Raw genomic sequence first — 18,227 nt, 5'->3', positions numbered from 1 at the left:
GAGGTGAGAGACTCCAATGAGCCAGCCAGCGCCGCGGATTCATGCCAATCGAATAAGCACAATTCACCCGACGAGCTCTCAAATGATACTTTCAGGATGCCGCTTTATTAAGCACAACGCCTAGCATTTTCTCATAGACCATTGGCGCCGTAGACAGCGCACCAATGACTTCGTCGTAAGAGGTCTTTCTCCACTCCACAACGAAGACGAATTTTTCGATCAGGGGGCTGATGGCCCTGGCATCCACCGCTTTGGTTAGCGGCGGCAAATCGATGATAATGTAATCGAAGTTCTCCTTGGCCTTCTTCAGCAACAAATCCATCCCGACCGACGAGAGTTTCTCCGCCGTGTGGATCGGTCTTTCCTGCGTTATCGCTGGCAGGAATTTCAATCCCGTTTCACCATCTTGCCAGAAAAATTCATCGGTATCTTCAGGACGCCCGATCGCATCGAGTAATCCGGTTGCCGCCGTTGGAGCCAGCGCACGCGTCAGGCCGGCATCCCTCAGACCGCCGTCTATTAGCAACACATGATTGCCGGCATGCGCCACCAGATGAGCGAGATTAGCAGCAATTGTGGTTGCCCCCTCTTCAGGCATCGCTGAAACAACGCCAATGACCTTCGACTTCCCGATCAATCCGGCGTGGTCAGCAGCGACCCTGATCGTACGAAGAGTTTCAGCAAAGCGCGAGAATGGATCATTAATGACGTAGCGCGCAATTGACTCGCCTGGGTCGAGGTCGCGGGCCGGAGCATCGGTCTTAGGCTCTCCCAAACCTAGTATCTTCGGTCCCGACCTGCGCAATTTCCTCCCCGCTACGAACGGCAACGCTCCGAAACAAGAAACGCGTAGCGTCGACTCGACACTCTCAGTCGAGCGGAACGTCCGATCGAGTGCCTCGCGTCCAAACGCAGCGGCCGCGCCGGCCATCAAGCCAAGCGCGCTTGCGATACCAAGAATGATGCCGCCCTTTGGATTGCTCTTCTTTTCTGGCGGCGTTGCAATCGTGATAACGCGCGCTTCCGTGGAAGGAACCGAAGTTTGCTGATTCGACTGCACATACTTTTGAAGAAACGAGTCAAAAATCGCGCGATAGCTCAGCGCTGTGCTTTCAAGTTGGCGTAGGGTCACCTGCGCCTTGCGCGTCAGCGCTTCGCCTTTGATCAGAGTATTTACGTTTGCAGTGATCGCTTGCTGACGTAGCAGGGCAATTTGGTAGTCGCTTTTGTTCGCCTCGGCAACGCGGCTTACTTCGTCGGCCATCGACCGCTCGAGGCCAATCATCACGTTTCGCAGGTTGACGGCGGCTCCGTGTTCGCGCCCGTACTTTCTCGACAGTTGTGCTTCTTGCTGCTGCATATCGAGATACTGTTGGCGCATCCGGTTGATAACTTCACTTTTCAACGTATCTGCGACCGCGGCGTTAGTGACTCCTTCCGTCATGACCACGTTCACACGATCCAGTCGTGCTTTGGCCTCCGCAACCTGCCCTTGGACGAGCACCAGTTGCGTGTTCAGTTCGCCTAACTGCTGTTCACTAATGAGGCCCTGCTTGGTATCGACGATATTGTTCTGCGATTTAAAATCCTGCACGGCGCTTTCAGCAACGAAAGACTCCTGCCGAAGTTCAGCAATTCGTTCGCGCAGCCAGTCGGCAGCTCTCTTTGCCTCGCTATACTTTGCTTCTAACTGACCTGCGATATATGCATCCGAAAACGCATTAGCGATGACGGCAGCCTTCTTCGGATCGCGGGCGCGAAAGCTGATCTCGATGACGTAGGTCAATCCAACCCGAGTGACTGTCAGATTCTCGAGCAGATTATCGACCGCAGCACGCGAAATCCGGCTTTCGCTCGGATCGGACGATTCCGTGAAGAGGCCAACAACAAACCGGATAACAGTCGCCACTGGAGAGCCGCCTGGCGAAGTAAAGTCAGGATCGTTGGCAAGATCCAATTTCTTGGCGACAGCAATCGCAACGCCTTCCGACCGCACAACCTCGACCTGGCTCTCGACGGTCATGGCATCCAGAACCCCGTCGGACGCGCTGGCTTGCTGCGACGACAGGAACTTTGACCTCGTCGCGTCCAGCATCATGCGCGCCTTAGACGTGTATAGCTTGGGAGACGTCATATAGACGGTCGCACCAATGCCCCAGGCGAGAGCGAGGCAGCCTATGACCAACCAACGGTTTCGGCGGAAAATTGCCAGGAAGCCGGACAGGCTCAGACTTCGATCGCCAAAAGGCGGCGCCTGATTGATCTCTTGGTCAACACGAAACGAATTTCGATGCAATTCGAGCACGGCATGCTCCCTTACTCTGACACTACTTCACAATACTGCGCGTCGTAGAAAGCATAGAAAGGCAGTTGGACTCGAAATCTTCTGAGCCGAACCAAATAGTAAGCAAGGACGGTGCCAGATATCGGCCACGACCTCACTCAGATATCTCCACCCTCGTTCCTTCTTAGATATCCATGGATTTAAACATACGTTCCGGGATCGCCCGGATAATGAACATGATGCCTCGCCAGACACCCAGTACGTAGAGTACGTCCTTCTTCTTGCGGTGGGCACTGATAATGGAACTGGCAACCTGCTGCGGACTCGCCGTCAGAAGCGGCGGAAGCGCCATTCCCTCAGTCATTCGGGTGGCGACAAATCCAGGCTTGACCGTGAGCACGTGAAGTCCGCTCGATCCGAAGCGATTGCGCAGACCGGACAAAAACGCAGTGAAACCTGCCTTGGCGGAACCATATGTATAATTCTTCTTGCGTCCCCGGTCTCCCGCGACCGAGCTAATTCCAATGATGCACGCGCCTGGCCGGTCCGCCATGAGATTGGCGAAGGCCCCGAGCAATAGGGACGGAGCCACATAATTTACTTGCATGATGTGGTTAGCAGCAGCGGCACTGCTCCATGCAGCCGCTTCGTCGCCAAGAACGCCGGCAACGGAAATGACGGTACCGGGAACCTCCGTCAATTTTCCAAGCAGTGCTTCGCGCTGCCCCTCGTCAAGAATATCAAGCTCCATGAGCTGCGCGTCTGCCTTATATCGATAGAACAGATCCTTCACGTCGGGCTCTAGCCTGCTGACATCTCGCGCGGCGAGAATGAGCGAAGCGCCCGCCTTGGCATACTCCGCCGCAATCGCGCGTCCGATATCGGACGCGGCACCCACGATCAAAACAGGCGATGCGATCATCATTAGATGCCCAGTCGGTCAGAGAGTAAGGAACGCATTTTGCGATCTGGATCGAACCGTTGCCGTACAGCCGCAAATTCAGCGATCCGCGGATATCCACGCTCCAGCATGCGGGCTCCCATCCTGGCATCCTTCGCCAGATAGATCCGCCCCCCGTGATCATCGACGATGCGATCAAGTTCCAGGAGCATGCTGAAAGTTCTTGCTCTAATGGGATAATCGAGAGTCAGCGTGTAGCCCTCCCGTGGAAACGAAAGTGGACTATTCCGCTGTCTACCACAGAGCTTCAATACGGAGAGAAATGACCCCAGTCCGTAGTCAGAGGCAGTCCGAAGGATCGCGCTTATCCCTTCGAAACTGCTCTCGCGCGGAAATGCCACCTGATACTGAACGAAGCCCGCACGCCCGTAGATCCGGTTCCATTCCGCGATACTATCCAGAGGGTAGAAGTAAGGCTGGAAATTGATCAACGAGCGCCCGAATTTGCGCGATCCGACATAGAGTGCATTGAAGGCTGATACGCTAAATCTGTTCAGAGTCATTCCGGGAAGGTCGAATGGCACTTTTCGCCCGTTCGGAAGCTTGGCGGAAAATGGCACAGATGTCCGATCCTTCGGCAATTCCGCCGCCGCCAGATGCTCTCCCGTGAACACAACCGAGCGGCCAAGCTTGTCATCCCTTGCCAAGCTATCGATCCATGCGACCGAATACGTTGCCGAGAGCGAGTTCTCCAGGACGTCGAAAGCTTCTCTCAGGTTGTTTGCGCGGATCGTCTCCTGAACGATCAGGTCCGTCTCGATGCGCAGCATGCGGAAGGTCGCGCGCAGGATGACGCCGGTCAGTCCCATGCCGCCGATCGTGGCATTGAACAGGTCGGCATTCTCATCATCCGCACAGCGCAACGTTCGTCCATCGCTGACCGCGAGTTCAAGGGACTCAACATATTCGCCAAAACTGCCCGCACCATGATGATTCTTTCCATGGACGTCCGAGGCGATCATGCCTCCCACAGTCACGTATTGCGTGCCCGGCGTAACGGGCGGAAACCAGCCCTGCGGCACGAAGACGTTCAGGATGTCGGCGAGAAGCACTCCCGCCTCGCATGTCAGGCGCCCCGTCGCGTCGTCGAAAAAAAGAATGCGGTTGCTGCCCTCCATCAGCAGCGTCATCTGCGAATTCAATGCCGCGTCGCCATAGGCGCGGCCGGCTCCGCGAGCGATCAGGCTTGTTGTTGAAGCCATCAACTTTATAACATCAGCTTCGCCGCGCGCCTTCCGGGCTGTGCATGGCAGCACAGGATATCGTCCCCATCCCGAAAGCATCATACCGCCGCCTCAAAGACAAATCGCCGATCGAGGTGGTACTTGATGACATAGCCGATCGTGAGCCCGATCGCGCCGCCGATCATCAGTCCCGCTGTCGTCGGCACGATGAAGAACGCCACAGCTTCAAATATCCAGAAGATGGCCGTCGTCACTAGTCCCATCGCCGTATACATCGAGAACTTGCGCGCATGAGAGTTAAGGTCGCGGCTGCGGTCCTCGAAGATATAGCGCTTGTCCAGCACGTACTTAATCAAAAGGCCCGCCAGTGTACCGCCGGCGAGTACGACAAGCAGCCGAAGCTGGTCAGCGACTCCCTGCTTTACCAACAGCCAGTTTAATGCGTTCTGCGTCCCGAGGTTGGTCGCCATTGCTATCATGCAAAAGACGACATAAGTCGCGATCAAGCTATGAGTTGATGACTTCATAGGCTGATATACACGACGCCGAGGCATATTGCTCCGACGCCCAGACTGACCCGGTCCCGCGCAGCGAAGACGATGGGATCATCATCCATCTGTCCGCGATGAGCCTTGAGCAACATCCGGCTCGTCCAGAACAGCAACGCCACGCAGATCAGCAGAAGTCGATGCGGCTTGTTATAGAGGTTTACGACAGCCTCGCTGTTCAGGTAGAGCGCCATCACCAACGCCGACAAATAGCCGCTGGCAGCGGCCATGGACTCGATCACCGGCAAATCGTCGAGCCTATACCCTCGTCCGCCCGGATCACCACGTCCACTTTTAACGCGATCGACTAATTCACCGGAACGCTTCACGAGGGCGAGGCTGAGGAACAGGAAGATGGAGAACGCTTCCAACCACTGCGAGATCAGCACGCCGGTCGCCACTGATCCGCCGATCACCCTCGCGGCATACAGGCACGCAAGCGCGATGACGTCCACCAACACTTTGCGCTTGAGCCAAAAGGAATAAAGCGTTGTCAAAACCAGGTAGCCGGCCAGGACAATCGCAAAGACCTTCGGCAGAAACAATGTGAGGGAGAACGCCGCAAGCAGCAGGCTCGGCGCCATCACCGCCCCATGGATGATGGGAACGCGCCCTGATGCGAACGGACGATTGCGCTTGCGCGGGTGCTGCCGGTCGGCTCGCAGATCGAGCAGGTCGTTAAGAATATAGACTGCGGACGCGCACAGGCAGAAACTGATGAAGGCGAGAATCGACCCGAACCAGGTCGTCATCAGGACGTGTCCAGCGATAGCGGGAACAAACACGAGCGCGTTCTTCAGCCATTGATGCGGGCGCAGCGCCGAGATGTAATCGCGAAGGCCCGGCTGGGACCCGACAATCTCCACTACGCCCGGCTGGCAGCCTGAAATCCCGGAGCGCCACGCGCCACGACCACCCGCGACGATCGCAACGTTGCAGGTGCTCCAGACCTTGAGGTCCGCCCGGCTGTCGCCAACATAGTCGAACTGAGCCTTGCCAAATCGCTCGCACAAGGCATCCGCCTTGGCCGCACCAGACAGGTTGATCGTGCCGTCCGATCCAAGCACACCGTCGAACAGGCCGAGGTGATCGGACAATGCGGATACGAGCTGCGCGTCTGCCGCAGACGCGAGATAGATCTTCCGCCCTCGAGCCTTCTCACCGTGAAGGAAGGTGATGACCTCTTCCCGCACGGGCATCAGCGAGATATCGATCTCTGCTTCGCTCGCCAGCCGCGCCTTGAACGCAGCCTTGCCCTTCCGCAACTCCGCCAGTGCCAGCAGCGCTCTCAATGGCTTGCGCGAAAGCAACGCGAGAAATGTCTCAACAAGCAAATCTGTCTTCAGGAGTGTTCCGTCGACGTCAACAATAAGCGGAACCGACATACCGGATAACGACGCTTCTGCTAAGCCCATACGCCTTACTCCAGCTCGCCTCACAGTATTGCAGGTCGTCTCACATCAATTCGTCTGCATCTCGTCTCGCCTTGCGCTAGCCCATCGAGGCCCCACCTGCCGCCGCCTTAGACTTCAGAGCGCATCCCGCAGGCCACACGGAATCGGCTTCTCTGCACTCCCCGCAGGTGCGACCGGAAACATGTTTGCGGCCACATTGTTGAAAAAATCCCGAGCCGGGACTTCAATCAGATTGTACGTATGACGCGACACGAAGATCACGATGACGAGATAGCCAACCGCTACGAGATCCAGAAACCAGGGGCCGCCCACCGTGAGAACATCGAACGGCGCTCCGTCATGAACGAACTGCGCGCGCAGCGGCATATGCAATTTTTGCTCCAGCGCCCGCGTCAGCGCATTGAAAATGGTCAGGACAACAAAATGAACCAAATAGATCGAGTAAGAAATTTCCCCCATACTCTGAAGCGGCCGCCACATGAGGCCGCGCGACACGATCCCACCCCCGCCCGCGAAGACAAAGACAACCGCTCCAAAAAGGATTGGGCTCACGAGCGCCAGCTGGCTGCGGGATGACACCGAAAGCAGAACGACCATCACAATAACGATTGGGATCTCGAACCACGACGCTACACGTATCCCCAACGGCGGCGTCATGCGAAAGAGCCGGTAAACGAAAACGCCGACGAAGAATTCGCACATACATCGCGGAACAGCAGTATAGAGCGGCGGCGGCCCGGCACGCTGACCGATCAAGATGTAGAAGACGGCAGCAGCCAGCGCAGCCGCTACCCCCGCAATCACCACCGATGGCCGTCCGAACGCCACGCAAATACTTGCGAATGCTGCATAGACGTAGAATTCAGTACTGATGCTCCAACTCGGCAGGTTCCAGGTGAAGTCCGGGAAGAAGCCAAGACCATGCAGCAAGAATACATTATAGATGAGCGCCTCCACGCTCGTCCGCCCGGCAAATGCAGGCGCGCCCGCACCGAGGCCAGCAAACTTCATCGTCGCGTACTTCAGGACCTCGCTTGCGACCAGAACAAGCGTCGTGACGATATGCAACGGCCACAGCCGGCCGAAGCGACGAATAGCGAAACGAAAAAATTCGTCTTTGTTCGAGAGGCGATTGCCATAAGCGTGAGTAAGAACAAAACCGCTCAGGACAAAGAAGAAATCGACGAATACGTCCGCCTTTCGGACAAAGGGAATATCAAAAAAATGACCTAAAACACTGAGATGGAAAACTGCAACCCCGATGGCTGCTATACCACGCCAGCCGTCTAAAGCTGCGAAACGCAATGGATCCTCCTAAAGGAAAATTCCACTTCGAGTAGGCTATCGAACGCGTACAATTTTCGGCAAGTACATATTATATGCAGGAAACGCCTTCATTTACGACATCTCCAGAAACTACACTTCCGAGTTTGTTCGGATGGAACCGAGACTTACTTTTCCTGCAAAATTAGCCTTCCGCAGGTTTTTCTTCGGAAGCGCGCGATGTCCTATGGCGCATCGCTCGCACTGCGGACCGCGCCCGCGTCGCGCGCGGTGCCTATGTTCGCGGCGATTTGAGGCGAGCCAATCCACCGAACGATGCCAATACCAGCACAATAACGAACTGGCGCTCCACCGCCTGGGTGACAATCATGGGAGCGAGCAACGCGACGCATGCGATTGCAAATGAGAATGATGAAACTCGAATTCGTTCACTTCGTGCCGCATAAATCAAACCGATGAGTGCCATTAGCTCGAGGCCGTAGAATGCCATCAGGTCGAGCTTTGGGCTGACATTACAGCCATAACGCTGGCCCGGGACACAGCCCTCTCCGCCAATCAGGCCGGTGGCGCGCTGCATCGCCCGGATCGCTACGCCCGCCGGATCGGCGCGGACCTCCTCCATGGCCATTTCCTTGAATATGCGGCGCTTGTTTTCGTCATGGAGCCACTGCTCGTATCTTCCCTGGGGCAACAACATGGGGCGCGGGTATGTCACCTTGTCACCCGCTTTATACCGCCGCTCCATTTCCGCGAAGAGCAGTTCATCCGCCTGCGGTCGCTCATGATTCCGAAGGAACACATTATTGTTCCGTGCAAGATTTTCCTCGGCCGTGGTCGCGAACAGCACCACGCCGTTATGAATCATCGCCTGCGCAGCAACGTAGGGCCCGGCGATCAGGGCAAATGCCACCACAAAATGGAACCGATACCGGATCCTGAGCAGAGCGAGTATCACAAGATAAATGGCCAGCACCGCAACGAAAGCGTGTGTCAGACAAGCCATCGCGAACAATGCCCCGCAAAGCACATATCGGCTGGGCTGTCCCTGCGTGCCAACGGAGAACAGGCGATACTTCACGATCAGAAATATCGCTGCGCCAAGCAACAGGAGTACCAGGCTTTCAGGACGAATTTGAAAGTAATAATGTGTTCCGACAACGAACAGGGCGACAACGGCGATACCGATATAGCGGCCCCATGGCTGCGCTATCGCGGCGATCAGAAACCCAAAGCCACCATAGGTCAGCAATACATTAATTCCCCGAAGAAACCCCACACCGCAGTTCGTTAGTGCCTGGATGCTGCCCATCAGCATCGGATAGAGCGGCGGCCAGATTCCCCCGCATAGAACGTGCCGATGGTCTCGAGATTTGCATTTCCGCGGACAATGCTGGCGAACATCATTGACCGCTTGAAATGGTCATGCTCGTCCGAGAACGTCTCGACAACGCCGAAAATGCCGTTATGCGCAAGCATCGCAAGCGTCAGGACAAAGGCAATGCCAAGCAGGACGAATGAGCCTCCTGGCCTGATATAAAGAGCTGCGGCGCGAGCCATCTCTTTGACGGCGCTTGCGTCATTCGAAGAACTCGTCTCGGCCTGCATGATTGCCTCAATCTGCCCTGTTTACCTTGAACTTGCCCATTCGCCGGCTCCGCCAGGCCAGGTTTCTCACTGCTGCAGGTGTGGACTCCACAAGCGACCGAAGGATCCAACACCGGCCGGAAACAGGAGCCTGTGCACTGGCGGCACGCTGCGAATGGCGACAGCAACACCCACAGCGATTGCAATCGTCAAAGCGAGTGTCACAGCGCCTGTCACCCAAGGTCCCCAACTGGTGACCAGCACCGCCGGCGAGATCGCGCGGATCCCGATATAGATCGGCTGGTGAAGCACAAAGAGCTCGAAGGACATCCTGCCAAGCCCGCTGAACAACCTTTGCACCGGCAATAACCGGCTGACGGCCATGAGGGTAACAAAGGCCCATATCTGGATAAGGTCGAGTGCAATCAATTTCAACGGCGTTGCGATTGAGGGCACAAAGATCATTCCGACATTGAGCGGATGACCACGATTGATCAGCCCCGTCGCGAGCATGAGCGTCAATGCAATCGCGCCAAGGCCGATAAGCATCCACACTGGTATTCGGCGTCGCCCAAGATCAAGGAGCGCAATTACCATTCCCGGAAACAGCAGCAACGCCGCAATCGGCCACCCGAATGGCGTGACGTATTTCAGACTCTCCGGCAACAGACCTACCAGACTGTGTGCAAAAGCCGCGACGGCCAGAACAGGCCATAATTGCGCGCCTGCGATCGGTGCCACGAGCATCATCGCGAAACGGATACCGATCAGCGCTGGCAAGAACCAGAGCAGCTGAAGGCCCGTCGCGTGATCGAAGCCGCGCGCGCTCATGGCAAGCACGGCTTCGGCGACCAGCATGGGTACTTCGGTCAATGAGCGACCGGAGAATTTTACAAAGATAACTGAGTAGACGAGTGTGAACACCACACATGGCCAGCCGTAGCGGATGATCAGGTCGAGTGGTTTTGCCCGCCCCCACGCCTGCCACGGCCTCAGGAACGGCAAGTACAAGAACATCGCGACGTGAAACAAATACAGAAAAGCCCGGAACTCCGGGCTCGCATATTCCAGGCTTTTGTTATGTCCGAAGATGATAAGGAAGATGCAGATACCTTTGAACGCATCAGTCGACGCCGATTCCAGCCTTCCAGCACGCGGCTCCTGCTGCGACTTCTGCTCATCAATGACTTCCGGCGTCGGATGAGTTGCGGAATAGGTCATAGGTCCTTTGCTCCGTCGAAATCGGTCGCCGACCCAGGGCATGAAGCCCACGACGCAATACATCCGGTGTCAAGCAATCGACATGCCAGAGCTGGCCTCACTATTGCATGAGTAGTTCATCTCGAGCTTGAGAGGTGCGTATGCCGGACCGTAGCTGGGAGAAGGAATCTCGTTCGTCGGGTTGGCGCGAATTCCACTGCGCTGCGTGCGGGAGCCCATCCATCCGAATTCCCAAGCTTCTCCGGGAAGATCAGGAAGTGAGATGTCAGCGCTGCGATTTCGTGGTGTCGACGTGGGGCCGCTTTCGAACGTCGATCGAGAACAATATTAATTGATGCGAGACCGTTACCGACGACGCTGCCTGGCTCCCGTCGGAGCCACGCGGCATTCTTCTTGCAACGCTATCCCCGGGGCGATCCTTCCATTCTCCTTAATCCATCGCATCGCGCTTGAGCCGTGCGACCGACTGCGGATGAGCGAATGTCTATTCGAGACCTCCGCGTTGAAGAGAATGACGAGGCGAAGTTCGCGCAGATATGCGTCATTGGAGCTGGCTTTGCCGGTCTCGTCGCATCACTACGTCTCGCAAAACAGGGCTATTCGGTTGTCCTGCTTGAAAGCGGCTATCAGACGCTCGAACCCGACATCGACGAATTGAATCGCGCAGACACCTCATCGACGTCATATGCTGGCGCCATGACGGGGCGGCTTCGCGGTCTCGGAGGTACATCACGTCGATGGGGTGGGCGCCTTCTTCCTCTAACGCCGCACGACACTGGCCCGCGTCCACACCTGTCGCTGGACGGCTGGCCGTTCCCGATTCATGAGCTCGACATCTATACACCAGAAATCGAAGACCTATTTGGCCTGGACAATAGTGCGTTCGAGGGAGACGTCCTTGATGGGATAGATCCTAACTCTGTCATTCCACGATGCGACCCGGACATTCACATCCGGCTACCGAAATGGCCAAATTTTCGGCGCCGCAATATTGGTCAGCGGCTGCAACGGCAGATCACACGCAGCTCCGCACTTCAGCTTTATCTTGGAGCAACAGTCTGCGGTCTGGGGGTCGATCCAGCAACGGGCCGGCTAACGTCAGTCGAAGCCCGCTCCCTCAGCGGTCGCAAACTCACAGTCAACGCGGATCAGTTCCTCATCTCGGCGGGCACGATCGAGACGACGCGGCTTCTTCTGATTCTAGATCAGCAGTCGCAAAATCGCGCGTTCGAGAGATGCAACGCGTTAGGCCACTATTTTCAAGATCATATCCGGCTCGAAGTTGGCCGGCTTCTGCCGACCGACGATGACCGGGTGACCCGCCTGTTCGGCTATGATTATTGGGGAAGCACCCGTCGGAAGCTCTACTTCCAGCTCAGCGATCAGGCTCAGGATGCGAACGCCGTCGCCAGCGCCTATGCCGAAGTCCGGTTACACATCTCCGACGGCACACCTCTGGATCGGCTGAGAGCACTCGTTCGCGATTTCCAGCGGCACGAGATCCAGCATTCGCTGCGTAAACTCCTTTATCTCTTGGTCGACCGCGATCTGCTTACAAACCTTGGCCTATGGCGCGCATTGACACAGCAGACATTTCTGCCGCCCGCCGCTGAACTGCGTCTGGATGTCCGGATTGAGCAAATCCCCGTCTACGACAATCAAATCACACTATCCCAGAAACGTGACAGGTTCGGCGTTCCGCTTCCCAAATTGGAATGGGCACCCGGTGAGACCGAGCTCCGGACGTTTCTGCGCACAGTGCAATGTCTGAGCAATTTCTGGATTCGTGCGGGAATCGAGCCCCTGTGTCCGGTGATCTGGAATCCGGGTGTTTTAGAGGGAACCCTGTCGCTCTCGGACTCCGTCGACACCTCACATCCGTCAGGTACGACGCGCATGGGCACGATGCCAGCGGAGTCCGTGGTCAATGCAGATCTACAATGCCATGCAATCCCCAACATCTGGATCGCCAGCGCATCGGCATTCCCAACTTCCGGCAGCGCCAATCCAACTTTCACAATCATACAGCTGGCGCTCCGGGCCGCCGATGGAATCGTAAGGACAATGCTATCGGGAGGTTGACGCTGGCCATCCCCGCCTGGTTACGAAAGGAAGCCGATAATGCGTTTTCTTTTCCCGGGCACAGCCGGCTTCATCGGCTTTCGCGTTGCACGTGAACTCATCAAGCTAGGTCATACCGTCCACCGGTCCCGGGAATTGGCAGGGATTCTGCATATCAGGCTATGAGGTGCCGTTCGCGCGTCGCTTCAAATATGTTCAATTGCCGGATTTTTCGTTTTCTCGAGTAAAAGAGGTTTGAACGATGGATATTACGGTAGTCGGCGCTGGATATGTCGGACTTGTTTCGGCAGCTTGTTTTGCAGATTTTGGCCACTCGGTAACTTGCGTGGATACCGACGCCACGAAGATTGAGAACCTCAGGGTCGGCACCATTCCAATCTTTGAACCCGGACTGGACGATCTCGTCACCCGCAACGTTGCCGCGGATCGATTGCACTTTACGACGAATCTCAAAGACGCTATCCAAGGAGCAGCCGTCATCTTCATCGCCGTCGGCACGCCATCAAGACGCGGCGACGGCCATGCGGACCTGAGCTATGTCTATCAGGCAGCGCGCGATATCGCGGGAACCGCCAGTCGCTATACGATCGTTGTGCTGAAATCGACGGTACCGGTTGGAACCGGCGATGAAGTCGAGAGCATAATCCGGTCGGCACGTCCGGACCTCAAATTCTCGGTCGTTTCCAATCCCGAATTCCTGCGTGAAGGTGCTGCGATCGGCGACTTCAAGCGGCCGGATCGCATCGTGATCGGCACCGAGGACGAGCGTGCGCGCGACGTCATGAGTGAGGTATATCGCCCTCTTTTTCTCAATCAGTCGCCTATCTTCTTCACGGAGCGACGCACTTCCGAGTTGATCAAATACGCATCAAACGCTTTTCTGGCGGTCAAGATCACATTCATCAACGAGATCGCAGACCTTTGCGAGCTGGCCGACGCCAATGTCCAGGACGTCGCGCGTGGCATGGGCCTGGACAACCGGATCGGCCAGAAATTCCTGCACGCCGGCCCCGGCTATGGCGGATCATGCTTTCCAAAGGATACGGCGGCGCTCGTCAAGACGGCGCAGGACTACGGCGGATCGCTACGTATTGTCGAGACCGCTGCCGCCGTAAACGACCAGCGGAAGCGCGCCATGGCCCGGAAGGTGATCGCCGCCTGCGGCGGCTCCGTCAAAGGCAAGACGATCGGGTTGCTGGGACTGACTTTCAAACCCAATACCGACGACATGCGCGATGCTCCATCCATCGCGATCGTTCAAGCGTTGCTCGATGCTGGCGCGACGGTCAATGTTACAGATCCCGTGGGAATGACGCAGGCCCAGGGGGTCATCAGCGGAGTAACGTTCTACCCGGATGCCTACACTTGCGCCGACAATGCGTCCGCCCTGGTTTTAGTGACGGAGTGGGACGCTTATCGTGCACTGGACTTCCCACGCCTTCGCGAGCTGATGCATCTGCCAATTCTGGTTGACTTGCGCAATGTCTACCGGTCAACCGAGATCGAACGCCACGGCTTCATTTATAACAGCGTCGGTCACAAGCCTTCGCGGCCCAAGTCTTTGCTTCGCGCCGTCAGCTAGATGGCACTACTGGCGCCTGGGCTGTCGGTCAGCCTCAGTCGACCGACACAACGGGTAGGCCGACCACGGGCCTACCCGTTCGGATCTTGATCAGTGAGAATATTCTGCGCCGCGCCCAGACCAGGTCCTCGCCGATGATCCGATCCGGCAACAGCGACATCGTCACCGCAAGCACGATGACGAATGCCATTGCCCCCGCGCCATGCGACAGAAGCCAGCCAAACCGAGAGAAGGACCATATCGCCGCGATATCAGCGAATGCGCCAACGCCAGCGATCCCAACGGCGCGCAGGTGCACGAAGGCTATGCTTGCCCAGCTGAGGTCAACAAGATGCCGGGCCTGGAGAACGCTTACCACGTAGAATATCCAGATTGCAGCAGTGAAGCCGCTTGCGACTCCGACCAGGCCGTGCGGAGATCCGACCAGCAAGCCCACGCTCACAAGCACAAGATAGAGCAGTTGACGAAAGGCAACGCTGTTGAAACGCCCCTTACTGAGCGCTAGCGACTCCGATATTTTGTAGCTGGCGCGGCCCGAGAATGCCAGGAACAATACACTGGTCACGGGGATCGCGGCCAGCCATTGAGAACCGAACAGGATACGAATGATCGGCTCGGCATGGATGGCAAGCCCAACGCCAATCGTGACGTAAATAGGCAGCAGCACGGACAGCATGCGTCGAAAGAGCAACGTTACACGCTCGCTATCCTCCTGAACTCCCGACAGACCCGAGAACATGACCCGCTCAACCGTCGTGGAGAACAATTGCGTTGCCATGGAGAATAGACTGCCGGCACGTGAGTAAAGCCCCAGTCCATCCGCCCCGAAAAGTCGTCCGACGATGACATTCGGGCTCGAAAGCGCGCCCCAGTTCAAAAGCCCGCTGGAGACGGAGGCGCGCCAGTCCCTGATGAAATTCCGATCTGTGATGCGCCAAACGAATTTTCGAGGTGGGCCGGCTGCGCGGCCAACCAGGACCAGCTCGGTCAACGCGGCGAGAATGCTCGGGATTACCAAAGCCCAAATCCCGAATCCCAGCGCGGCAAGCAAGATGGCTACGATGGAGTAAGCGAATATGTTCGATAACAGCGCGGCAACCGTGACCTCCCGATAGCGATGATCCCGCATCAGCAACCCGATGGCAGGCGCCGCCATCGCCTTGATCGGAATGATGACAACCGCAGCTAACAGTGGCCATTCAAGCCCTTCTATCCTGAAAAACCCGGCCACCCACGGCGACGCAACGGCTGCCAAAGCACCGAGCACGAGGCCGAATATTGCAGACAGACTGAAAACCGCATTTCTGAGATCAGCATCGACCTGTGTCCTTTGAATGATGGGAGAGACAAACCCGCCCTCGGTCAGCGCATTGCCGAGAAACAGGACGACCGTAATCGCGGCCATCATGCCAAATTCACGCGGTGACATCAGTCGTGCCAGTGCCACTGACGACGCAAGCCCGGAGAATGCCAACCCGAGGCGCCCGATCATCAGCCAGCCAACGCCGGTACCGAGCCTTCGTGTGAGGCTGCTGCCGGAGGTTTCCCCACGCGCGTCCATCAGCGAAACGTCCATCCAGTATCAACTGTGTTACGGTTCACGACGCCACCTCGCTAGCCCAGATAGATATCCGCTGGATGCAGTCGTGGCCGGACATTCCCCGAAAATTTAACGCCGAAGAAGAATGAGCCATTTGCACCGTCGATCCGCCGCTGCTCGGGGATGAATCGATCCAGCATGACGAAGGCCAGTCCTGGAGCCGCCAACAAATTGCCTAGCGTCTTTGATCGCGTGACTGCTCTCCAGAACTGACGAACGGCCCAATAGAGCGAAAGACCAGGCCCACCGAGAGTGCCACGATCGATTGCCTCGAACTCGCGGAAGAGCAGCCGATGCCCGCTTTCGCTGAAACGCCAGAAATCATAGGCGCCCTCGTGAACATGCTGCAGGAATGGTGTTTCCGCATAGACGAACCCGCCCGGCTTCAGTACGCGCACGATCTCGGAGACCACCCTGACAGGGTCCACGACATGTTCCAGCACGGCCTGAATGCAAACCAGATCGACACAGCCCGACATCAATGGGATCGAGTGAGCGTCGGCGACGAAGAGCGTATTATCGCTCGGATAGATGTCGAACGAGACGACGCGTAATTCGGCATCACTATAAAGCGCGTCCGCCCCCTCTCCCCTGGTTCCGCCGCCAATCACCAGCACAACCGGCTTGGCGACACGCGCCTTGATCTCCGCCGCTACCCGCTTGTAGTTCCGTGCGCTTGTCGCCGTAGACACATAGAGGCTTTTCGCGAGCCGCCTGAAAAAGGAGTGTCGCTTTCTGTTCAAAAGCGGACGAAATCCCTCGCTGAAGTCCTCCGGTCGCGCCACGCTGGTGTTGAAATCAATTAGTATTGGCTGCCCATGAATGCGACGGACGGCGTCTTCCGTTTGGACCGCTTCGCCGCCGCTCGCGCCAATAGCTTCCTTCAAGAATAACGGCGTCTCCAGACATTCAGGACGCCTGAGCAAATGGGCGATCTCGGTGAGGTTAGCCAGCACGGTCGCATCCCCTTTTCTGAGGGTTGAAAGATCACTAGGCTTGATTGACCTGAGATGTCTCGCGAGTGGTCCTTAGTCCGACAGAAGCGCCTGGCTCGGACAGGGCACGATAGAGTTCAACGTAGCGCATCGCGACCGACTCAAGATCGAACGTTCTCTCCGCGTGCTGGGACAGCCGCCGCGACCACTCCAACCAGACCGCTGGATCGAGTGCATAGGCCCTGCGAACGGCGACCGCGATATCGACTTCGCTACCGCTCACGGAAAACAGCGGATAATTCTCGAACGGAATCACGTCGCGCGCACCGCTCATATCCGTAATGATTGGCACCACACCAGCCGCGAGCGCCTCCAGCAGCGCGTTAGAGAGGCCTTCAGAGCTTGAGAGAAGCAGAAGAAAGTGCGTGCGGTGAAGAAGCCCGCTAACGTCTGTGATGGCACCAAGCAGCCTTATATCTAGCGGATTTCGCGTACTTTGCAGTCTTGCTTCGATCGCTTCCCGTAAAGGCCCCTCCCCGGCCAACATCACCATTGTCCTCTTCGGCGCCGGTACAGACTGGAGACCCGCAATCATCGACAACACATTCTTCTCGGGAGACAACCGCCCAACGAAGCTGAATACTGCCGCGTCCTTGATACTTTCGGCCCGCGCTGCCTGCGTCTCCTCAATGCGCGCTGCGAAACGAGTGAGATCGACACCGTTCGGGATCGACGCGATTGCAAATGGAGATACGCCATGTGCCTTCAGATCGTCTTCGATCTGCTTACTGATCGCAATAAACCGGCTCGCATGCCTAACCACAAAATCTACACCGGCCTTCCCGAACAGATACTTCCTCCGTCCGATCACCACGAGATCGTTCTCTTCTCCGCCAACGCCCAACTTCAGGACCGATGGCAGCTTCAGGAACTTGCTTGCGACCGCGGCGACATAGGCGTTGATCCGGAGCTGGTGCGCGTGAACGACTTTAATGTGCTGGCGATGCCAGAATAGCCAAAACAGCGCTTGAACCGCCCAGAGCAATGACGACAACAAATGGCGACCGGCGAGCTGCGGCGGCGACGGACACCAGAACCGGATCACTCGGATACCGATAGCACCATCGTCGAGAGCGACACCGGGTACGCGGCTTGACAAGACGATGACATTCTCTCCACGACCTTCCAGCGCCCGGGACAGGCTCAAGCACTGCTTTTCCGCGCCGCCCATGATCTCCACGAACTGACACGTGAGCATAACAACAAGGGACTGGCGATCGTCCTGCTTATGCAGCAACCACATAATCGAGTACTCCGACTCAAAGCAGTCGTTCAAAAACAAGCATACGCTATGCCAACTAATATCGACGCGAGAGCAAGCAAACCGCCGCACGAAAGACTGCGCAATACTTCATATCCCGCCGCCGTGACAGTTAATGGTGGAACTCAAGACGATGCCTGCAGAGCAATCGCAACGTCCACATCTTCGGCGGCGACTGCCGCGAAATCTCGCAAAGCATCCATAGCTTCTTCGTCACAGGTCATGT

General features: G+C 56.9%; 14 protein-coding genes. 2 read left to right on the top strand and 12 right to left on the bottom strand.

Going from position 1 to position 18,227, the window contains the following annotated elements; genetic code table 11:
• Window positions 1-91: 91 nt before the first annotated feature.
• From RSO67_RS25590 to RSO67_RS25550, 9 genes are all read right to left on the bottom strand, one after another.
• Complete coding sequence (locus RSO67_RS25590; RefSeq protein ID WP_315841128.1) at window positions 92-2,305, bottom strand: Wzz/FepE/Etk N-terminal domain-containing protein; 2,214 nt, start codon at window positions 2,303-2,305, stop codon at window positions 92-94.
• Between the two features lie 163 nt (window positions 2,306-2,468).
• Window positions 2,469-3,209, bottom strand: coding sequence for an SDR family oxidoreductase (locus RSO67_RS25585; protein ID WP_315841127.1), 741 nt, complete (start codon window positions 3,207-3,209; stop codon window positions 2,469-2,471).
• On the bottom strand, window positions 3,209-4,447 hold the full coding sequence (locus RSO67_RS25580; RefSeq protein WP_315841126.1) for an FAD-binding oxidoreductase: 1,239 nt from the start codon (window positions 4,445-4,447) through the stop codon (window positions 3,209-3,211). Before RSO67_RS25580 ends, RSO67_RS25585 begins: the two co-directional genes overlap by 1 nt.
• Window positions 4,448-4,527: 80 nt before the next feature.
• The gene (locus RSO67_RS25575) at window positions 4,528-4,899 is read right to left on the bottom strand and encodes a GtrA family protein (protein ID WP_315841125.1); all 372 of its coding nucleotides are present in this window, start codon (window positions 4,897-4,899) and stop codon (window positions 4,528-4,530) included.
• Window positions 4,900-4,952: 53 nt separating this feature from the next.
• Complete coding sequence (locus RSO67_RS25570) at window positions 4,953-6,392, bottom strand: UbiA family prenyltransferase (protein ID WP_315841124.1); 1,440 nt, start codon at window positions 6,390-6,392, stop codon at window positions 4,953-4,955.
• Between the two features lie 114 nt (window positions 6,393-6,506).
• The gene (locus RSO67_RS25565) at window positions 6,507-7,697 is read right to left on the bottom strand and encodes an acyltransferase (protein ID WP_315841123.1); all 1,191 of its coding nucleotides are present in this window, start codon (window positions 7,695-7,697) and stop codon (window positions 6,507-6,509) included.
• A 253-nt stretch (window positions 7,698-7,950) separates the two neighbouring features.
• Window positions 7,951-8,925 carry a hypothetical protein gene (locus RSO67_RS25560; protein ID WP_315841122.1) on the bottom strand — a complete coding sequence of 325 codons (975 nt, stop codon included), beginning with the start codon at window positions 8,923-8,925 and terminating at the stop codon, window positions 7,951-7,953.
• Window positions 8,926-8,984: 59 nt separating this feature from the next.
• Window positions 8,985-9,281 (bottom strand): hypothetical protein, encoded by a 297-nt coding sequence (locus tag RSO67_RS25555; RefSeq protein WP_315841121.1) that lies wholly within the window; start codon window positions 9,279-9,281, stop codon window positions 8,985-8,987.
• 66 nt (window positions 9,282-9,347) lie between these two features.
• Window positions 9,348-10,481 carry an acyltransferase family protein gene (locus tag RSO67_RS25550; protein WP_315841120.1) on the bottom strand — a complete coding sequence of 378 codons (1,134 nt, stop codon included), beginning with the start codon at window positions 10,479-10,481 and terminating at the stop codon, window positions 9,348-9,350.
• 480 nt (window positions 10,482-10,961) lie between these two features.
• Between RSO67_RS25550 and RSO67_RS25545 the strand changes: the two genes are divergently transcribed.
• On the top strand, window positions 10,962-12,563 hold the full coding sequence (locus RSO67_RS25545) for a GMC oxidoreductase (RefSeq protein ID WP_315841119.1): 1,602 nt from the start codon (window positions 10,962-10,964) through the stop codon (window positions 12,561-12,563).
• Window positions 12,564-12,804: 241 nt separating this feature from the next.
• Window positions 12,805-14,145, top strand: coding sequence for a UDP-glucose/GDP-mannose dehydrogenase family protein (locus RSO67_RS25540; protein WP_315841118.1), 1,341 nt, complete (start codon window positions 12,805-12,807; stop codon window positions 14,143-14,145).
• 34 nt (window positions 14,146-14,179) lie between these two features.
• Here the strand turns inward: RSO67_RS25540 and RSO67_RS25535 are convergent, their stop codons facing one another.
• Genes RSO67_RS25535 through RSO67_RS25525 form a run of 3 tightly spaced genes read right to left on the bottom strand, consistent with a single transcriptional unit; the run spans window position 14,180 to window position 17,983 of the window.
• On the bottom strand, window positions 14,180-15,721 hold the full coding sequence (locus RSO67_RS25535) for an oligosaccharide flippase family protein (RefSeq protein ID WP_315841117.1): 1,542 nt from the start codon (window positions 15,719-15,721) through the stop codon (window positions 14,180-14,182).
• Between the two features lie 38 nt (window positions 15,722-15,759).
• Window positions 15,760-16,701: a class I SAM-dependent methyltransferase gene (locus tag RSO67_RS25530; protein WP_315841116.1), complete on the bottom strand. Its 942-nt coding sequence runs from the start codon at window positions 16,699-16,701 to the stop codon at window positions 15,760-15,762.
• 34 nt (window positions 16,702-16,735) lie between these two features.
• The gene (locus RSO67_RS25525) at window positions 16,736-17,983 is read right to left on the bottom strand and encodes a glycosyltransferase family 4 protein (protein ID WP_315841115.1); all 1,248 of its coding nucleotides are present in this window, start codon (window positions 17,981-17,983) and stop codon (window positions 16,736-16,738) included.
• Window positions 17,984-18,227: the final 244 nt, after the last annotated feature.

Origin of the sequence: Tardiphaga sp. 709, assembly GCF_032401055.1 — a bacterium.
Classification (GTDB): domain Bacteria; phylum Pseudomonadota; class Alphaproteobacteria; order Rhizobiales; family Xanthobacteraceae; genus Tardiphaga.
This window is presented reverse-complemented; position numbering and strand designations above follow the sequence as displayed.